Origin of the sequence: Zunongwangia atlantica 22II14-10F7, from assembly GCF_002094855.1 — a bacterium.
GTDB classification, from domain to species: domain Bacteria; phylum Bacteroidota; class Bacteroidia; order Flavobacteriales; family Flavobacteriaceae; genus Zunongwangia; species Zunongwangia atlantica.
Map to the genome: position 1 here is coordinate 252,894 of NZ_ARYN01000002.1, position 17,561 is coordinate 270,454.

General features: G+C 32.4%; 19 protein-coding genes. 11 read left to right on the plus strand and 8 right to left on the minus strand.

The features are described from left to right. The first annotated feature begins 41 nt into the window (after window positions 1–41). The gene (locus IIF7_RS03360) at window positions 42–1,322 is read left to right on the plus strand and encodes a carboxypeptidase-like regulatory domain-containing protein (protein ID WP_245801500.1); all 1,281 of its coding nucleotides are present in this window, start codon (window positions 42–44) and stop codon (window positions 1,320–1,322) included. Window positions 1,323–1,573: 251 nt separating this feature from the next. Here IIF7_RS03360 and trhA read toward each other — a convergent pair whose 3' ends face one another. Next, window positions 1,574–2,227 carry a PAQR family membrane homeostasis protein TrhA gene (trhA, locus tag IIF7_RS03365; protein WP_084840260.1) on the minus strand — a complete coding sequence of 218 codons (654 nt, stop codon included), beginning with the start codon at window positions 2,225–2,227 and terminating at the stop codon, window positions 1,574–1,576. Between the two features lie 144 nt (window positions 2,228–2,371). Next, on the minus strand, window positions 2,372–3,145 hold the full coding sequence (locus IIF7_RS03370; protein WP_084840261.1) for a helix-turn-helix transcriptional regulator: 774 nt from the start codon (window positions 3,143–3,145) through the stop codon (window positions 2,372–2,374). A 227-nt stretch (window positions 3,146–3,372) separates the two neighbouring features. Here IIF7_RS03370 and IIF7_RS03375 point away from each other — a divergent pair, with 227 nt between their 5' ends. Beyond that, window positions 3,373–3,591: a hypothetical protein gene (locus IIF7_RS03375; protein WP_084840262.1), complete on the plus strand. Its 219-nt coding sequence runs from the start codon at window positions 3,373–3,375 to the stop codon at window positions 3,589–3,591. On the opposite strand, the gene IIF7_RS03380 is transcribed toward IIF7_RS03375, so the two are convergent. The 6 genes from IIF7_RS03380 to IIF7_RS03405 form a co-directional block, all read right to left on the minus strand. Continuing rightward, a complete protein-coding gene (locus tag IIF7_RS03380) occupies window positions 3,584–4,231 on the minus strand; it encodes a response regulator (RefSeq protein WP_084840263.1) in 648 nt (215 codons plus the stop codon). The genes IIF7_RS03375 and IIF7_RS03380 overlap by 8 nt on opposite strands. A 65-nt stretch (window positions 4,232–4,296) precedes the next feature. Next, window positions 4,297–6,072, minus strand: a complete 1,776-nt coding sequence (locus IIF7_RS03385; protein WP_084840264.1) for a tetratricopeptide repeat-containing sensor histidine kinase — start codon at window positions 6,070–6,072, stop codon at window positions 4,297–4,299. Window positions 6,073–6,101: 29 nt separating this feature from the next. Beyond that, window positions 6,102–6,332 carry a hypothetical protein gene (locus tag IIF7_RS03390; RefSeq protein WP_084840265.1) on the minus strand — a complete coding sequence of 77 codons (231 nt, stop codon included), beginning with the start codon at window positions 6,330–6,332 and terminating at the stop codon, window positions 6,102–6,104. A gap of 79 nt (window positions 6,333–6,411) precedes the next feature. Then, on the minus strand, window positions 6,412–7,473 hold the full coding sequence (locus IIF7_RS03395; protein ID WP_084840266.1) for a hypothetical protein: 1,062 nt from the start codon (window positions 7,471–7,473) through the stop codon (window positions 6,412–6,414). A gap of 8 nt (window positions 7,474–7,481) precedes the next feature. Then, a complete protein-coding gene (locus tag IIF7_RS03400; protein WP_084840267.1) occupies window positions 7,482–8,015 on the minus strand; it encodes a DUF6252 family protein in 534 nt (177 codons plus the stop codon). A gap of 145 nt (window positions 8,016–8,160) precedes the next feature. After that, window positions 8,161–9,015, minus strand: coding sequence for a CHRD domain-containing protein (locus IIF7_RS03405; protein ID WP_084840268.1), 855 nt, complete (start codon window positions 9,013–9,015; stop codon window positions 8,161–8,163). 293 nt (window positions 9,016–9,308) lie between these two features. Here IIF7_RS03405 and IIF7_RS03410 point away from each other — a divergent pair, with 293 nt between their 5' ends. The 9 genes from IIF7_RS03410 to IIF7_RS03455 all read left to right on the plus strand — a co-directional run bounded on the left by IIF7_RS03410 (window position 9,309) and on the right by IIF7_RS03455 (window position 17,547). Continuing rightward, window positions 9,309–9,701, plus strand: a complete 393-nt coding sequence (locus tag IIF7_RS03410; protein ID WP_139801256.1) for a hypothetical protein — start codon at window positions 9,309–9,311, stop codon at window positions 9,699–9,701. 18 nt (window positions 9,702–9,719) lie between these two features. Beyond that, window positions 9,720–10,145, plus strand: coding sequence for a hypothetical protein (locus IIF7_RS03415; RefSeq protein WP_084840270.1), 426 nt, complete (start codon window positions 9,720–9,722; stop codon window positions 10,143–10,145). 426 nt (window positions 10,146–10,571) lie between these two features. Next, a complete protein-coding gene (locus IIF7_RS03420; protein WP_084840271.1) occupies window positions 10,572–11,165 on the plus strand; it encodes a hypothetical protein in 594 nt (197 codons plus the stop codon). A gap of 226 nt (window positions 11,166–11,391) precedes the next feature. Then, the gene (locus IIF7_RS03425; RefSeq protein ID WP_245801502.1) at window positions 11,392–11,847 is read left to right on the plus strand and encodes a hypothetical protein; all 456 of its coding nucleotides are present in this window, start codon (window positions 11,392–11,394) and stop codon (window positions 11,845–11,847) included. A 168-nt stretch (window positions 11,848–12,015) separates the two neighbouring features. Beyond that, window positions 12,016–12,537 carry a hypothetical protein gene (locus IIF7_RS03430; protein WP_084840272.1) on the plus strand — a complete coding sequence of 174 codons (522 nt, stop codon included), beginning with the start codon at window positions 12,016–12,018 and terminating at the stop codon, window positions 12,535–12,537. A 733-nt stretch (window positions 12,538–13,270) separates the two neighbouring features. Then, window positions 13,271–13,783, plus strand: a complete 513-nt coding sequence (locus tag IIF7_RS03440; protein ID WP_084840274.1) for a hypothetical protein — start codon at window positions 13,271–13,273, stop codon at window positions 13,781–13,783. 437 nt (window positions 13,784–14,220) lie between these two features. After that, entirely contained in the window at window positions 14,221–14,574 is a 354-nt protein-coding gene (locus IIF7_RS03445) for a hypothetical protein (RefSeq protein ID WP_245801503.1), read from the plus strand. A 229-nt stretch (window positions 14,575–14,803) separates the two neighbouring features. Next, on the plus strand, window positions 14,804–15,511 hold the full coding sequence (locus IIF7_RS03450) for a putative quinol monooxygenase (RefSeq protein WP_084840276.1): 708 nt from the start codon (window positions 14,804–14,806) through the stop codon (window positions 15,509–15,511). Window positions 15,512–15,639: 128 nt separating this feature from the next. Beyond that, window positions 15,640–17,547, plus strand: coding sequence for a tetratricopeptide repeat-containing sensor histidine kinase (locus tag IIF7_RS03455; protein WP_084840277.1), 1,908 nt, complete (start codon window positions 15,640–15,642; stop codon window positions 17,545–17,547). Window positions 17,548–17,561: the final 14 nt, after the last annotated feature.

Consider the following 17,561-nt stretch of genomic DNA (forward strand, 5'->3'; position numbering starts at 1 on the left):
TTTAGTTAAACTTAATAAGTTCTAAATTAAAACCTTACAGCATGAAAGCAAAAATCAATACTCTACTACGGTTTTGTTTTTCTGTTTGGTTACTGACTTTCCTAATGGCGAGTCCGGTTACGGCGAAAAGCCTCCTAACAGAAAATAATGGAGATCCTTACCAGTCTTTTAAAGGACGCGTAATAAATTCGGTTACAGAAAGCCCAATCCAATCGGCACATATCAATGTAAAAGGAACAACAATTTCAACCATATCGAATGCAGATGGGGAATTTTCCCTAAAACTACCTGCAGATATGGAAGATGCTTTAATAAGTATTTCTGCACTTGGCTACCAGACCAAAGAACTTCAGCTAGATTATTTTAAAAGAGAAAATGTGATTATCGCAATGCAAGAAAGCGTGCAGGAATTAGCTGAAGTAAATATTTATACCAAAGGTGATGCTACAGATCTGGTAAGAAAAATGATGTATAATCGCGATGAAAATTATGTAAGTGATGAAGCCTTAATGACAGCTTTTTATCGTGAAACCATAAAAAAAGGAAATAGAAATATTTCTTTATCTGAAGCGGTGACTGAACTTCACAAACAGCCTTATCTTTCTAACAAAGATGATGATATAGCTATTTTGAAAGCCAGAAAAAGCACCGATTATAAAAGGTTAGACACCGTTGCCCTAAAATTACGCGGCGGCCCTTTTAATACCCTTTATATCGATGTGATGAAATATCCACAATTCTTATTTGACACCGATAAATTGGGCTTATATAGCTTTAAGTATGCTGAACCAACAAAAATTGGCGAACGCAATCTTTACGTTGTAGATTTTAAACAAAGAAATCGTGAAGAGCCCTGGTATTTTGGAAAATTATTTATCGATAGTAAAAGTTTTACCCTGGTGAAAGCAGTTTACAGTTTAAATACTGATAATAAACGTATGGCCAGTAAAATGTTTACCAGCAAAAAACCTAATGGTGTAAAAGTACATCCAGATAATGTACAATATCAGGTAGATTATCGTGAGAATAACGGAAAATGGTTTTATGGCTACGGAAAAGCAGATCTGGAATTTGTAGTTAACTGGAAGCATAAAATTTTCAATTCTCGTTATAAAGTACATAGTGAAATGGCCATAACCGAATGGGAAATCGCCAATATCATTGTACCACACAATGAAGAATTTATAAAACCTGCCATTGTAATGGTAGATGATATTGAAGGTTTTGCCGATGTAGACTTTTGGGGAAGTAATAATATTATCGAGCCCGATAAAAGTATCCAAAACGCAATAGAGAAAATTCAGAAAAAAATTATGGAATAAAAGATTTAGCGCTTTCGGGAAAAGTTCCTGAAAGACTAAAGATGGTTTAAGTTGTTTGGGTTGAACACCGGGATAAAGCTTATATTAATCTAAAGCTTTATCTCGGTTTTTTTATAGCGTAAACTACTTAAGAGCAAGCCCTAGAGGTATTCGTTGGAAACAAATTTTTAATTTCGAGGCAAGCCTCGGGGTATTTTAGCCTTTGGCGGTGCCAATAAATTTAACCCTACGAAGACATTTACTATTCAATTTTAATTGGGAATTACGTGATAATAAATCGCCAGAAAGTGACAAAAAGTACCAAATAATACAAAGAGATGAAATATTGCGTGATTATATTTTAGTTTATCTATACTAAAAATTATTGCGCCAATCGTGTATGAAATTCCGCCTGAAAAAAGCCAAATTAAACCATCCTGAGATAAATTATTGATTAGCGGCTTAACAGCAAAAACAATAATCCACCCCATTGCTACGTACATTATGGTACTTAAAGTTTGAAATTTACCCGTAAAGAACAATTTTAAAATTACACCTGTAATAGCTAGCGCCCAAACTACAGAAAAAATAATCCAGCCAACAATACCTTCTAAAGTCACCAGAGAAAATGGCGTATACGTGCCGGCAATAAGAATGTAAATGGAAGCATGATCTAAAATATTTAGCCGATATCTTAATTTTCGCTCTTTTACGCTGTGATATAATGTAGACGCCGTGTAAAGAATAATCATACTACTTCCAAAAATCCAATAACTTACTTTTAACGCCGTAACACTAAGTTGGCCTGCTTTAATGATAAGTAATATTAGGCCTACTACACTTAGTAATAATCCAATTGCATGAGAAACTACGTTTAGTCTTTCTTCAGATTTTGTGTAATATTTTATCCTATCGCGATCTCTCATTGTATACCACTATCGAGATTTTAGTTATTAAAATACTTTGACTGAAATAAAATGCTACGAACTATTGCAGCTCATCTTAAATTTCTATTATCAAAAATATATAATATCGAGAAAGCAAGCTCCTAAAATAAAGCTAAAGCAACACTAAATTAAAACGGTATATTCTAATTTAGAAACCAGGTCTCGTGTAGAGTTTAAACCCAATTTTTTTAGAATGTTTTTGCGATGTTTATCTACGGTTTGATGACTAATACAAAGCTTATTGCCTATTTCTTTACTGGTATTGTTCATGGCCAATAACCGCACAATATCGTTTTCTCTGTTGGTTAAAGCATCAAGGAATATTTCTTTGGAATAGTTTTTAATGAATATCGTTTCGTATTGATTATTCTTATTTAGCATTCTAATTTTTCCTCGAATGGGAAGCTCTTCGTCATGACCAATTAAAGTAACCTGGCCAAAACATAGAGCGATCTGGCCTTCAGCTGTATAATGAACCGGGATTTGATTTTCAATAACATTAAGATACCTACCCTCTTTTGGCACTTTAATTCTATAATTATACTGAATATCTAACCTGGTGCGATCTTCAATTTTGATGTTTTCAGCAATATAAGTAGTCATTTCATGAATCATTCCCAACCATAATTCTACCTCCTCTGGATGAATCATCTCCAGGAAAAGTTTTATCCCATCCTTATAAAGCTGGTCTCTGGTAACGCCCATCCCTAACTCTATATTTTTAGTAAAATATTCGTAACGCTGCTCTATAGTATTGGTAAGCATTAAAAAGGTAGAACTGGTAGGTAAAACTTTGTCCAACTCCTTTAAACGCTCTATATGTGGTGCTATTACTTTGGAATCTAAATGCGTATTCTCACTAAAAATTTCTGTAAACCTATCTAGGGGATTCTTCATTGAAGCAAACTTACTTTATCAAATTTAGTCGTTTTTTAACAAATAATAATTCTAAATAAACATTCTAAATGCTTTCTAAACTTAGTATATAGGTAGGTTTTGGAATCTATATGCTATAATTTAAGTAGTATTTTAAAAATTAATCCAAAATTAATCATGCTGCTATTCATTTAAAACTGAAGTAACATTTACTCTACTTCAGCAATTAATTTTGCAAAAAAAAACAAATGACATTACCAGAACAAACAAAAACTTTACTGGAAACTTTAAGTTTCCCTGTTTCTTACGATCAACAGGGACAAAGCATTAAAGATGCCAATGGATTATTGGTTTGCGACGTTAGAGGTTGGGGAAAAATTCAGTTTATGGATAAAGCTGAAGAAAGACACGATGCCATAGGTTTTGTAATTGCTGATTTATTAAACGGACTGAAACCCACTAAATAATATTGTAATTACGAGCTTTTTCTACTGCTTCCAGCTTGCTATGCACCTGTAGTTTTTTATAAATATTCTCTATGTGTTTTCTTACTGTAGATGGCGAGATAAAAAGATTTTCAGCAATTTTGGTATAACTTAAACCACTGGCCAGCTGTTCTAAGATTTCGGTTTCCCTATCGCTTAAACTTATCTGTTCTTTTGCAGTAGTTAAATTACTAAGGTCTGGATGCCTTAATAATTTTAGTGTCTTTTTAGCGATTTTTGGATTCATGGCTGCACCACCTTCTATGGTTTCCAGAATCCCGGCATGCAAATCTTCTGCAGCGGTATCTTTTAGCAAATAGCCGTCTGCCCCTGCTTTTATGGCATTAAAAATATGTTCTTCGTTATCAAAAACGGTTAACATGATCACTTTAATATGGGGATATCTTTTTTTAATAATCGCAGTAGCTTCGATACCATCTATACCTGGCATTTCTATATCCATAAGAATAAGATCTATTGTAGATTTAAGATCTAATTGCTCTAAAACCTCTGCACCAGAGTTGCATGAAAACTTATGCGATAAATCTTCAAAAAAAGAGATTTTCTCTTCTAAAGCTTTCAGCAAAAAATAATTATCGTCTACAATTCCTATTCTTACCATTTTTAAGATTTAAATGTTCTCCAAAACTAAAACCTATGGCTACTGTTTGCTATAGGGCAATTGTCCTATTTTTTGAAATTTAAGGTAACACTACTTCCTTTTTCTGAAGAAGTAATATTTAGAGTAGAACCTATCCCAGAAGCTCGATTTTTCATATTCCCTAATCCATTTCCAGTAGTTTTCATCGTAGTTTCAAATCCACTTCCGTTATCCTTTACCTGAAATAAAAAATCCTCTTCATTTTCTTCTATTTTTAGCTCAACAGTAGCAGCGCCAGAATATTTAGTAGCATTGTTTATGGCCTCCTGAATGATCCTAAAAATATTTACCGCTTCTAATGCCGAAAATCGATAATCTGGATCATTAATTTTAAGATCCTGTTTATAATCAATTGATTCATTTAGATTGCGGGCATGCGAGAGATAATCTAATATCCTGGATTGTAATTCTTCCATCGAGATCTTTTCTTTGTTCATGGCCCAAATCGTATCTCTTAATTCAGAAATCGTTCTGGAAGTAAACACAGCAATATCCGCGATTTTCTTTGCTATAAAAGGATTTTCAGTTTTTAATCTGAATTTTAAATTATCTAAACTCGAAATAATAAAGGTGAGTTGTGACCCAATATTATCGTGAAGATCCCTACTAATTCTAATCCGTTGTTCCTGCAGTTTATTTTGCGTTTCTATTTTCGCCAAAGCAATTTCAAGCTCCTTTTCTTTTTCCAACTGGCGTTTTTCAGTTCTATGCTTGTTTATTGCAAAAGCGCCGGCTAAGAGAATTAAAATACTTATCCCTAAAACACAAAGGATAATAAAGTTTTTATTCTTCACTTCCAGCTCCTTAGAAATAATTTCTGCTTTTTGTTTTAAAATTTCATTCTGCTTTTTCTCTGTCTCAAATTCGATATTTAAAGCAGCAATTTTTTTCTGAATATCAAGATTATTAATACTATCCTGATACGCATTATGCAGTTCTAAATAATGTAAAGCCGAATCTGTTTTTTGTTGAAATTTAAAAGCATCAGAAAGTTGCTTGTAATTATATTGCACCAGGAAACGATAGTCTTCTGCCATTGCCAGCGGAAGCGCACTTTTAAAACTTGAAATAGCCGCCGGATAGTTTTCTTCAGCCAGATAAACTTCACCTATTTGCGTATAATTCTCTGCAATTCCCTTTTTATCCTGAAGTTTGGTTCTTATGCCTTTTGCTTTAACAAAAAAATACCGCGCACTATCATATAATTTCAATTGCCCGTAAATACCACCAAGATTACTATAACTGTACGGCAAACCTTCAGTATAATTTATTTCCTGAACAAGTTGAAGGCCTTTTTTATAAAAAAATTTGGCGCTATCTAGCTGGTTTTTAAATTCTTTTATAACTCCGTAATTGTTATAAATTCGGCTTAAAATGGTATCAAAATGCTTACTTTTTGCCATTTTCAGGCCTTTTTGCATGTAATATTGGGCTTTTTCCAGGTCTCTTCTTTTCATACCATAACCAAGCTCGGCATACGTATTGGCAACTTTTTTAAGATCACCAATTTCCTCGTAAGCATTTATGGCATCTAGCATATATTTTGTCGCTAAATCGTAATTAGCTTTATAGGTATACACTAAGGAAAGTTGGGAAAATGCATCTGCAACGCCTTTGGGATAATCTATACGTTCTGCATCTTTTAAATTTTGTTGATAAATGCTCAATAAAGAATCTGTAGACAGATTGGAGTTCTGTATCAGTTGGGCATTTAAAGAATCGATTTTTAGTTTTTCAGCTTTTTGAGCAACAAGGTGGGGAATGCAACAAATAAAGACAATTACTATTAATAATTGTTTCATTGATTTTATAAAATACTTAGTTAGCGGTTCTAATATACATTTTTCTGAATTACAAGGGATTGAGTAAGATTATATTTTAAGAAATTATAGACTAAAAGTTGATTTTCTCGCTGTAAAACCTGTTTTTTATGTAAGTCGATTTGATCCTGAAGGTTTTTTAAGCGATTTAGATGTGCTTGTTTCGCATTTCTTCGGAATAAAAAAAGCATCCAAATTTCAACCAAAATCAATATCCCGAATACTATTATTCCTATAATCATCTCGATTTAATTTAAAGGAGGCCTCAAACCCAAAGTTTTTAGCCTCCTACACCCAAACATTGTAACAAAAAGAAGAAAATTAAATGCCCCCTAAAGCATTTGCTGTATTTTCCATAAGCATTTTTTTGCAGGCTAAATACACGCCATTGGCGTATTTTGCACTTTCTACATCGATAACCTGAAGGTTTTCTACACTTCTATCTTCTGCAGAATAGAGCCTGAAGTATGGGAGTTCTTTTCCTATTTTATCTACATCCTGAGCTACAACACTCACAATTTTATCTTCATTCACCACATTATCAATTTCCAGAGATTTCTTTAGCGATGCTTTATAAGAGGCCGTAGGATTTGGCCCGCTTTTACCAGAAATAAAATTCACCTCACTCATCACATTATCCTGAGTAACCGATCCTTTAAGCTTCAAAATACTTTTGGATTTATTCTCGTTTAAAATGCCGTAAGAATTTGCCAGGCGTAAATTTGGTTTAATCTTAATTTTAGCTGCTCCTGTAGGATTCCAATTATCACCTAATTCTACAAATATGATGCTTAGATCTACCGTAGCAATAATAGCATCATTAAGTTCTTTAGAAAGGCTCGTGTTTTCACCAATTTTAGAAAAATTAGAAAACATACCATCTTTCTTTTTTCCGCCATCCTTATTTGCCTGATAGTAATATTCGTAGCCACTTGGGCTTATAGAAACTACTCCTGGGATATTAGACATTTCTACATTACCGCCTTTACCTGCCTTCCAGCCTTGATAATATTCGGTTTTACCAGCTTCCTGTGCGGTAATTATTGTAAATCCTTTTGCCTTTAGATCACTTATAAATTCCTCATAAAGTTTATCTACGGTTTGTTGAAGATCTTTTTCAGAAATTCCCTGTAAACCAACGGCCAATCTGGTTGTAGCGTCACCTTTTACTCCGCCACGCCACATTTTTCCACCGTTTTTATGGTCGATCATCTCATTATACAACTGAAAATTGACATTGAATTTATTGATGTAAATTCGGTTATTGGCATCAGAGAATTTGTTCAGTTTAAATTTGGTGATCAATGGTTTATATTCTCCTAAATCCTGAGCTTTAAGCTGAAAACCGAAACATAAAAATGCTATAAATAGTAATTTTTTCATCTTATTTTTTATTGAATTTGAACATTAAAAGAACCATCGGTTACATTTCTAAAAGCAGATTTTTGATCATCTGAAGCTTCAAAATAAAATGTCCCCTTTAAATGTCCATTTTCATCTTCAGAAACACTTATTTCTCCTGCTAGTTCCCCTTCACCATAAGGAGCGCCAAAGGTTTTACTATTCATAGGATTATTAATATCTACCTCTACATAAGTGGCGGTAACATACACCAGATTTTCTCCACCAATATCATAGGTTCCTACACCTTCATATCCATTAATAATTAGATTTATGGCAAAACCACTGGCATCTGTGCCTAAAATTGTTAATGTTGTACCGGCATTTCCTGTTGCTTTTGCTGCAGTTGTACCTTCTTTAAAACTCTGAAAATCATCTCCGTCTACCTTAGCAACTACAGTACCATCTGCAGCTGTACCACCATCCCCTCCATCGTCATCTTTGGAACAGGCCACCAAAAATATAATCGAAAAAATTAGCATTAACTTGGTTACCGACTTTAATAAAATGTTTTGCTGTGCCATATTATAATTATTTAGTTATTAGTTTTTTGGTAAAACTATATAGCGGCTAGCTTATAAAATATAGGGCAATTGCCGTATTTATTTAAAAACGAAAAAAGCCCGGCTTGCGCCAGGCTTTTCATCTAATCTAAAATTTAAAAGCGTACTATTCTTCAGTAGCATTTGCTCCTATATCTCCCTGCGCTGCAAGAGTATCAAGATCATCTGCACTGGCATGTACATTAATGTAACCATCAAATCCAATTAAATCTTCATAGGAAACACTAGTACCCTCTTCATCTTCTGTACCATCTGTGCTTGCTACATTGGTAAGACTCATTCCGCTTGCTCCATCTACAGAAGTTAGCGTAATGGCAATATCACCAGGAGCATCTGCAACCGCTCCCATATGGATGTGAGCTGGATGAGTATTACCTTCAGTAGTACCATCTAAAGCCAGTTCTACTAAAGTTTCACCATTTTCTCTTTCGTAAAAAGTAGCCGTACCGCTTACACCTTCAACGTCTACCTCTGCTAGATCGTAAGATTGTGATTCTCCTGTTAAAACATTTCCACCAATATCGGTTTGTGCCACAAGAGTTTCAAGATCATCTGCACTGGCATGAACATTAATGTAACCATCAAAGTCGATAAGATCTTCAAAAGAAATTGAAGTTTCCTCGTCGTCTAACATACTTACAGTTGTTTCGCTAATTCCGGTATCTCCATCTACCGGCTCTAAGCTAATCGCAATGTCTCCACCTTCAGCAGCAGAATTGTAATGAATATGTGCAGGATGCATAGCACCTTCAGTGGTACCTTCAAGATCTAAAGTAATGGTAACAGAACCATCTTCGTTTTCATCGAAAGTTGCAGTTCCAGAAACGCCAGATTCACCTACTGCTCCTAAATCATACTCTTCTGTTTGCCCTTCAAAAGGCGGATCTACATTTGCATCATCATCGTCGCTACAAGATACAAGGCCTAAAAAGGCAAATAATAAAACACCAAATTTTTTCATTGTAATTTTTCAATTTTAAGGTTAACAAATTGGTTTTTGGTTTTCGTAGTATAGATGGATAACGGGCAGATGGGTTGCGTAATTTTATTGTTAAAAACCGTTTTAAAACGTAAGGAACTGAGTCTCAAAACCTCATTTTTAAACTTTAACTTAAGTTTAATTTTTATCATAGTGAAGCAATGAATTTAGATTTTTTCGCAATAAAATTGCGATTTAACTATAAATTATTTAATTTCAGTCGCTTAAGTTTCAGTTATACAAAACTGCTAATTTCATCTCAATTTTCAGAAAATATGACTCTAAGATCTTTGCTTTTTACTTCATTATTTATTGTTTCGATTTCAGCATTTGCTCAACAAAAAACAGAAGAATCTAAACCTGTAAAAACTACCCACAATGTCACTGCCATTATGTTGGAAACAGACGATATTGAAGATTTAAGAAAATTTGACTGGAATGAAATGTTGGAAATGCTAAGTGAAAATACAAACGATGACAAAGAATTTAAATTTACACTAAGCTACTCTAACCCCGATGAAAAAAAGGGAGATGAATTTAGCTACGATAATTTTAATTTTAGTGTTTCTGGCAAATCGAAAGATGCCAAAAAATTACTTAAAAACTCCCAGAAAGTCGTAACAAGATTTCTAAAAAACTACGACGAAAAACATAGTGCAAAACATTAGTTATATGGAAGTTAAAAAATGAAAACCGATAGATCAATCCGAAATATTACAATTGCTTCAATCAACAGAAATGCAATGGATATTGATTCTTGGAGATATTCACGAATTGCGGATGATAATGATAAAAATTTGATTGAAAAATTTGAGCTCTGCGAAAATGAATTACCTGTTTTTGAAATTAAAAGTGAAATCGCTCATACTTTAATTTCTACTCGTCAAATATTAGAGCAAAGTAAAGGAAACATTAAACGTCTAAATTTTGAGTTTTTGGATGAGGTAGTTTATGGAAACTTTAAAGGACAAATAACTAAGCCTGAATTGTCTATTTTCAGAGTTATAGAAATTCACGGGAATGAACTTAAATTTCAAATGGAAACCGGAAAAGCATCTATCGGACTTATCTATTCCGTAAATACTATTAGAAAAATAAAGGCGGCTGATTGAAAATTCAAATTTTATTGGGTAAACTGAAAAAGAAAACTAAACTCAGAACACCAATTCTGGTTATTATGCACATCTGAAATTTGTTTTAAAAAAATAGACTTCAAACAATCAATTTTTCATCTAAACAGATTATATAATATAGAAGAAACAGTTTAAATTAGAATTATTTCGACTCGAAAACATAATTAAAAATAAAAAATGGAGTTTTAGTTTCGAGAAAAAGCAAAAATTATCGAAATCGAACTATTAAATGAATTACTAGAAAAAAGCCAACAAAAAATAACACGTTTGGTCTATTACCGCTAATTGTTAAATCGATATTGTATGTTTTTAGCTATATTAATTTTAAGCGAACACAATCTGGATAATCAACCCGCAACTGTCATACTCGAAACCCTTAGCATTAATTATTAAAAAAATCGAAAAATGAAAAGAATATTTATCCTATTGATTATAGTTTCGAATTTAACATTTAGTCAAACAAACGAAAACTACCAAGTAAACTTAAATAAAGATTTCGTCGAATATAACAACTTGATTTTAAATCAAGAATTTGAAAAATCTATGGATTATATGCTTCCTGATTTTTTTGAAATTATACCAAAAAATCAAATGGTTACCCTAATGAAACAGGTTTATAATAATCCTGACTTGGAGTTTAAAATGGACAAACCAAAAGATATTTCATACGGAGAACCCAAAAAAATTAATGACAATTATTACTCGGAGATCACTTATTCATATAATATAAAAATGAAATTCAACAATATTGAGGAAGGTGGAAATGAAGAAAAAAAAGCACTGACTAGAAACTTAACGAAACTACAACTAGAAAAAACTTTCGGTTCAGAAAATGTAAAGTTTAATGAGGAAACTGAATTCTATGAAATACATTCTATTAAAAATGCATTTGGAATTTCAGAAAATGGAATGTCTGATTGGAAATTTGTAGTTGTTGAACCAAAACAAAAATTCATTTTGGAAAAAATATTACCGAAAGTATTAACAGAAAAAATATAAAAATAACTAATTATAAAACCCCATATAGCCAATTGCAGCTAAACACTTAATCGATATTCTATGTTTTTAGCTATATTCATTTTAAGCGGTCACAACCTGGCTAATCAAACCGCAACAGTCCATACTCGAAACTCTTGGGCAACATTTAATAATGAAGTATAGAACTAAATATTTAATTCTACTATCACTTTTTGGGATATTTTCTTGCAAAAATATAAGGCGAGAAATGAAGAAAATTGGCTATACTACAAAAGAAAAAGCCACTGAAAAAATTGAGTTAGGAAAAGATAAAGTCCAAGAATCTTTTTTTCCAATATTTAATAGCGACAAAGCAGATACAGAAAACAATAAGAAGCGATTACGAGAATTTTTAGGATTAGAAATAACACCTGACATAAAAAATATTTATTGCTTTGACGATATTATTGGTATTGATTCTGATTATATGTTCTCTTTCAATTGTGATGCAGAAACTTCAGAAAAAATAATTCAAAAACATCACTTGGAAAAAGATGAACATTCCGAAAGTGCTTTCGGTTTACAACATAATTTTAGTTGGTGGAACAAGGAAGAAATTGCTAAATTGGATCTTTATTCCTGGAATAAAAACCATCAATATTTCAAATATTATTGGTATGATGAAAAAAATAAAAAATCGTACTATTTTGAATTTACAATGTAATTAAATGCAGACCAACAGGAGTTCATCTTAAATTACTGGTATTGTAGAAAAAATGTAATTTTATTACCAAAATAAAAGACGGTAAACCGAAAATTCCGCATTTCTAACTCCGCTACTTACGAGAATCCAGAATGTTACCTGCAAGCTAAATAATGATTTGAAATAAAAATGATAAAATCAAAAACCAAAACTTCTGAAGTGATACTTTTATTAATAGGAATAATTATAACTAGTTTATTGGGTGTAATTTTTTTGTTTTATATAAACTATCAAAGATTTCACTTAGTAATTGGGCTAATTAATTTATCATTAAGTCTCTTATGCATTTATCATTTTTACAATTATCCAGTATTGATAATTACCCAGAAAGAGTTAATTATTAAAACAATAACGGGAAAAGATAAGAGAAGAATCTTATTATCAACAATAGAGTCCTACACTGAAATTAAAAAAGAAAATGCAGGGCAAGGCATAGCTCATAGAAAATGGCAGGATCTAACCTTAATAGGGGATGATTTTACTTATAAGATTTCCTCCTCGGCGTATCGAAATTACCCTGAATTAAGAAACAGGTTGGTTAAAGGACTTAAAAAGAACAAAAAAGAAGAACGACGGTGGCATGACAGAAATTTAACTCAATGGGGAATTGGTCTTATTATTTTTGTCTTTTTATTCCTTCTTATTTTATAATTGATGAGATTAATTTTAATTTCTCTGTTAGTTATTAATCTAGATATATTAAATTAAAAGGAAAACGCCAGCAGGTAACAAAGATTAATCACAAATATCGGTTGTTGAATAACATATTATAATTTTAGAAACCCAGCAAGAAAAGGTTAAGCCGACGAGTCCGTGTCCCTACTCCCGCAACTTGCAGTAACCGTAACCGTTTGGTTGTATTGTTAGAAATATTTCGGTAAAAGAAAATCAGACTTAAATATTTGAAAATAGTGATATTAAAAAAAGAAAATTTACCACTGATTAATATTGGCCAAAAAGTAGCTTTTGGATCTTTTACTATTGGAACAATCATTTTCCTTTTGTTTTATCAAACAGAGTTAATGCTATATGCATTTGTCGGTTTTATTTTTTTCATAATAGCAATCCCATTAAATACAATTTTTTTGCTCCGACTACTTTATCAACTTTTTACAACAAAAGGACATCAAAAACAGATTTTAATAACAGTCTTGATTGTCCTATTAAATATCCCAATTTCATATATATACTACATAATTACAATCGACCTAGCTAAATATTGATTTTAGTTTAACACTACAGCTAACAACAACTCATCACAAATAGCGGTTTTTAAATAAAAAAGTGTAGTTTTAGAAACGGGTAAGAAAAGGTTAAGCCGACAAATCCGTGTCCCTTTTTCCGCAACTTGCGATAACCGAAACCGTTGTGCGCACAAGCTCCTATGAAATTTATAACTACGACTTTATTATTCCTAACATCATTTGTTCTCAAAGCACAAAAATGTGATTGTGAAGGTTTAATAGATTGGCAATCGGATAGAATTATAAATGTAATGGGCAATCCTGGCGGTCAGTTGATTGCTCAACTACAGAATGACCAAAAGAAAGAGAACTTTCTAATTTTTAAAGTATTGGATGTAAACAAAAATTACTTGAAGGTAATAATCGAGAAATCTTTTGATTCAAACCCTATTACTGGATGGATAAAAAAAAGTAAAGACGTTGGGTTTTATGCGAGAAACTATGAACCTGAGGGAAAATTAAAATTTTATTCAAAACCAGATTTTGATTCCAAAGTAAAGATGGAATTGCACGAATATTCACCTGACTTTTATCAAATTTTAGATTGTAAAAATAGATGGGCGAATGCTAAATTAAATTATAAAAATAAGACATATAAAGGTTGGATTGAGCCAGATATGCAATGTGGAAGTCCCTATACAATTTGTAATTAAAATTAGACAAAGAGCTAGGGTATAACACCGCTTCATGGCAAATAGGCGAAATCTAAACCGTTGGCGCGCCATAAAATTAAATCGTAATAGACAAATCGAACGAACAATTAAAATTTTACATTAATTTTATTAAAGGTCTTTCGATTGCTCTAATTTTAGTGATTATTATCTTAGTTATAATTTTATTTTATGTATTCTTAATTAATTAGAATAAACCTGTATTTATTGCTTTGATTTCAGTTGAAATTTCTTGTAGCGCGATATTTCCGTTACTATCCATTGCCGTCAAGAGAATTAAGACAAAACTGAATTCGAGAAAATGAAACAAATTCAATGTAAATATGAACTTTAAAACTACATTCCATTATTTAAGCTATTTGCAATATCCTTTAATGGTAATTGGTCTCTATCTTACATTTAGTCCGTATCTACTAGAGATGGACAAATTAAAGGAGAACCCTAATTTAATTCTTCAAAATTTTAATAATGTTTTAATTTTTTTGGGACTTGCAGTAAGTTTTTCCTCTTTACAAGATACTACTAAAACTCAAAATAACTTTTCGAAAAAAATTTATGAGAATCCAAAAAAAGGGAAAGCTTTTATACTTTCAATATGTTTTATGATTATACTTATTCTAACTTTTGGCCTAATTGGTTATTATAATAGTGTAGAAAGTCTTTTAAAAGACTTATCTGTTGGACTTATTGTTTTAAGTTTAGGTATGTTTGGTTTTTTGAAAGCTATAATCGAAATGTTTGAAAATCATAGGAAAGATAAGAATGCTAATTAAACATAGAATTGGGAAAGAGTTCCCTATAACGCCTTCAATCAACTGCGAAAACATCCTCAATCGATATTCGATGTTTTTGACTATATTTTTTTGCGGAAACAACCTGATAAACCGAACCCCATCTTTTCATACTCGAAACCGTTCTGAAAATCAAAATTAACAAAGCTTTAAAAACAAATTTCTATTTAATAGTATCTTCGTTATAAGAAGGAACCATTAATATCGAAATATGAAACGATCGTACTTTAAAGCTTTGTTAGCACTGCTAGCAATCGTTGGCAGTTTTAATTTATCTAGCGCTCAGGAACAAAAAACTGTTCAGAAATTGGTGAAATTACCTTTAAGAGAAGGTGGATACGACAGCTTTTTAGCCTTAATGCGCATTAATATTGAACAATCCCGAAAAGAAGAAGGCAATATTTCTTTTACGCTTTTTGGTAAAGACGATAGTTACACCGTATACCTGGTAGAACGATATAATAGCGAAGAAGCATGGAATAATCATGAAGAAAGCGTTTATGCCAGATCTACTGAAGGTATTGCGCCTGCCGCTACTATGAATATGCTGCATGAAACCACACTAAATGAAATTGCTGAAATCCCTGCTGAAGCCACTAAAGATGTTGCTGCTGAAGAGAATACGCAAAATATCATTGTTTGGTTTACCACTAAACCAGATACAAGAACGGCATTTATTGAAGCTATGAGCAAAGCCATCCTAAAGGCTAGAAATGCCGAAGGTAATTTAGGCTACAATATTTATCAAAACGCTGAAAACGCTAATGAGTTTATTGTGATAGAGCGTTGGAAAAACCCTGAAGTTCACCAGACTCATTTACAAAATGATTATAGTCTTCAGCTAAATAAAGATCTAGAAGGGCTGCTAACCGAAGATCCAAAATTTAAAAGAGAGGTCTTAAAAAATATCTCTGAATAACATAAAGTTTTCCTAAAAAAACAAGCCACATTATTTTGTTCATATTGTGGCTTGTTTCATGTCTTTTTTTAACGTATTAGCATAAAATTTTTCAGCAGGCACCGCTTAAAAAACTTTACTTTTGCCTAATGCTTTCAAAATCCAAAATTCTATTATTTCTTGTTCTGTTTTTATGCTTTAGCTGCCGGCAAGAAAACAATTTCGACAAGCAACCCAAAGAAGATAGAGCTTATACTTTATTTGAAAAAGGAAAAAAAGCAGATGATATTTCTCAAAAATTATCATTTTACCGGCTGGCTTCAAAAGAAGCGAAGGTTTCAGATACCATACTACCTTATATTTTAGATCATCAAATCTATTATTCTGAGTATTTAAAAGAATACGATTCAGCTTTCTTCTTTGCGAACAAAATGCGGGATCTTGCGCTCAAAAACAAGGACACCTTACTTATTGCTCAGTCTTATTACAGAAAAGCGAGAACATTCCTAGCCAAAAAAGATTATGAAAATGTTCTTGAGAACATGTACAAAGCGCAACAATACTATCTTTTAGGAGGTGACTCTATTAAGGCAGGTAAACGTTTGGTTGAAGTTGCGATAGCCCAGGAAAGACTGGGAGATCTAGCCGGAAGTCAGCAAAGTAATACCAGGGCTTTAGAATTACTGAAGCATACCAAGGATTCGGCATTTTTGGTTAGTCTATATAATTCTTTAGCGATTACTTATCGGCGCTTAGGCGACCGTAAAGAAGCTTTAAAAGAGTTTCAGAATGCGCTGGATCACTCTACTGCTTCAGAAGAAAAGGTCACAATTTTAAACAATATGGCCCTGATACATGCCGATTTGAAAGAATACGAAAAAGCATTAAAAATCTGGCAAGAAATATCTAAAATCCCCACCAAGGATAGTATCAATTGGGCTAGAGCTAAAGAAAACCACCTTTTTTATAAGTGGTTAAGCAATGGAACCAGGGAAATTGATTCGCTAAAAATCATTGCTGAAAAAAGAGAAGCTTGGAAAGACTATTCTGGGTTATTAGCGAGTTATGCCCATCTTACCTCTATCTACACAAGAGAAAAATCTCCTCTCGCTAAAATTTATGCTGAAAAGCTTTTAGAAACTTCAAAGAGCATAAAGTCTGAAGATGATATTCTTCTTGCCCTGGATCATTTAGTAGATCTTTCGGAAGGAAACTCAAGTAAATCTTATGCCCAAGACTATATTAAACTGAGTGATAGTTTAAAGAAGGCCAGAATAAATGCCAAAAATTTATTCGCTAAGATTAGATACGACGAAGAGCAAAAGTTAGTAGAAATAGATCATTTACAGGAACTTTCAGCGAAACAACAAATCGACTTATTACAGCAAAAAAATCAAAAATTAGTAGCCATTTTTGCGATTTTACTTCTTCTTTTTTTAGGAGTGATTATTTATATTTTTCTTCAGCAAAAACATAAAAGAGAAAAACTAAACGAGCGCTATAAAACAGAAAAACAATTAGCCAAAAAAGTTCACGACGAGCTGGCTAACGATATTTACCAGATTATGGCGCAACTTCAGGAAGAAAAACACGCCAAAATCTTAGACCAATTAGAAAACGTATATCGCCGTACCAGAGATATTTCCAGAGAAAACGCAGCTATAAAAACCAATCAAAATTTTAAAGAAGATCTGTTTTACATGATTTCAAAAACCAGCGGAAATCATATAAAATTAATCACCAATGGTTTTGAAAATATCAGTTGGAACCAGATTGAAGAAACCAAAAAGATTACCATTTATAGGGTGCTTCAGGAATTACTGGTTAATAGCAGAAAGCATAGCAAGGCTTCAAGTTTGATTTTAAGTTTTGCAAACCAGAAAAAATTTATAGAAATTAATTATCGAGACAATGGCATTGGCTTTGATAAATCTGGCTTAAAAAAAATGTCTGGACTGGCAAATACGGAAAACCGTATTAAAGACGTGAATGGAAGTTTTACATTTGAAACCGAACCTAATGCTGGTTTTTCAGCAAGAATTAAAATTCCTAACTAAACCCAATTAAAACC

What these genes read in the sequence shown, in the direction of transcription:
- IIF7_RS03450 (WP_084840276.1), top strand. Translation starts at nt 14,804, where the DNA reads ATGAAACGATCGTACTTTAAAGCTTTGTTAGCACTGCTAGCAATCGTT.
- IIF7_RS03370 (WP_084840261.1), bottom strand. Translation starts at nt 3,145, where the DNA reads ATGAAGAATCCCCTAGATAGGTTTACAGAAATTTTTAGTGAGAATACG.
- trhA (WP_084840260.1), bottom strand. Translation starts at nt 2,227, where the DNA reads ATGAGAGATCGCGATAGGATAAAATATTACACAAAATCTGAAGAAAGA.
- IIF7_RS03385 (WP_084840264.1), bottom strand. Translation starts at nt 6,072, where the DNA reads ATGAAACAATTATTAATAGTAATTGTCTTTATTTGTTGCATTCCCCAC.
- IIF7_RS03375 (WP_084840262.1), top strand. Translation starts at nt 3,373, where the DNA reads ATGACATTACCAGAACAAACAAAAACTTTACTGGAAACTTTAAGTTTC.
- IIF7_RS03410 (WP_139801256.1), top strand. Translation starts at nt 9,309, where the DNA reads ATGACTCTAAGATCTTTGCTTTTTACTTCATTATTTATTGTTTCGATT.
- IIF7_RS03440 (WP_084840274.1), top strand. Translation starts at nt 13,271, where the DNA reads ATGAAATTTATAACTACGACTTTATTATTCCTAACATCATTTGTTCTC.
- IIF7_RS03390 (WP_084840265.1), bottom strand. Translation starts at nt 6,332, where the DNA reads ATGATTATAGGAATAATAGTATTCGGGATATTGATTTTGGTTGAAATT.
- IIF7_RS03420 (WP_084840271.1), top strand. Translation starts at nt 10,572, where the DNA reads ATGAAAAGAATATTTATCCTATTGATTATAGTTTCGAATTTAACATTT.
- IIF7_RS03445 (WP_245801503.1), top strand. Translation starts at nt 14,221, where the DNA reads ATGGACAAATTAAAGGAGAACCCTAATTTAATTCTTCAAAATTTTAAT.
- IIF7_RS03430 (WP_084840272.1), top strand. Translation starts at nt 12,016, where the DNA reads ATGATAAAATCAAAAACCAAAACTTCTGAAGTGATACTTTTATTAATA.
- IIF7_RS03455 (WP_084840277.1), top strand. Translation starts at nt 15,640, where the DNA reads ATGCTTTCAAAATCCAAAATTCTATTATTTCTTGTTCTGTTTTTATGC.
- IIF7_RS03415 (WP_084840270.1), top strand. Translation starts at nt 9,720, where the DNA reads ATGAAAACCGATAGATCAATCCGAAATATTACAATTGCTTCAATCAAC.
- IIF7_RS03360 (WP_245801500.1), top strand. Translation starts at nt 42, where the DNA reads ATGAAAGCAAAAATCAATACTCTACTACGGTTTTGTTTTTCTGTTTGG.
- IIF7_RS03425 (WP_245801502.1), top strand. Translation starts at nt 11,392, where the DNA reads ATGAAGAAAATTGGCTATACTACAAAAGAAAAAGCCACTGAAAAAATT.
- IIF7_RS03380 (WP_084840263.1), bottom strand. Translation starts at nt 4,231, where the DNA reads ATGGTAAGAATAGGAATTGTAGACGATAATTATTTTTTGCTGAAAGCT.
- IIF7_RS03400 (WP_084840267.1), bottom strand. Translation starts at nt 8,015, where the DNA reads ATGGCACAGCAAAACATTTTATTAAAGTCGGTAACCAAGTTAATGCTA.
- IIF7_RS03405 (WP_084840268.1), bottom strand. Translation starts at nt 9,015, where the DNA reads ATGAAAAAATTTGGTGTTTTATTATTTGCCTTTTTAGGCCTTGTATCT.
- IIF7_RS03395 (WP_084840266.1), bottom strand. Translation starts at nt 7,473, where the DNA reads ATGAAAAAATTACTATTTATAGCATTTTTATGTTTCGGTTTTCAGCTT.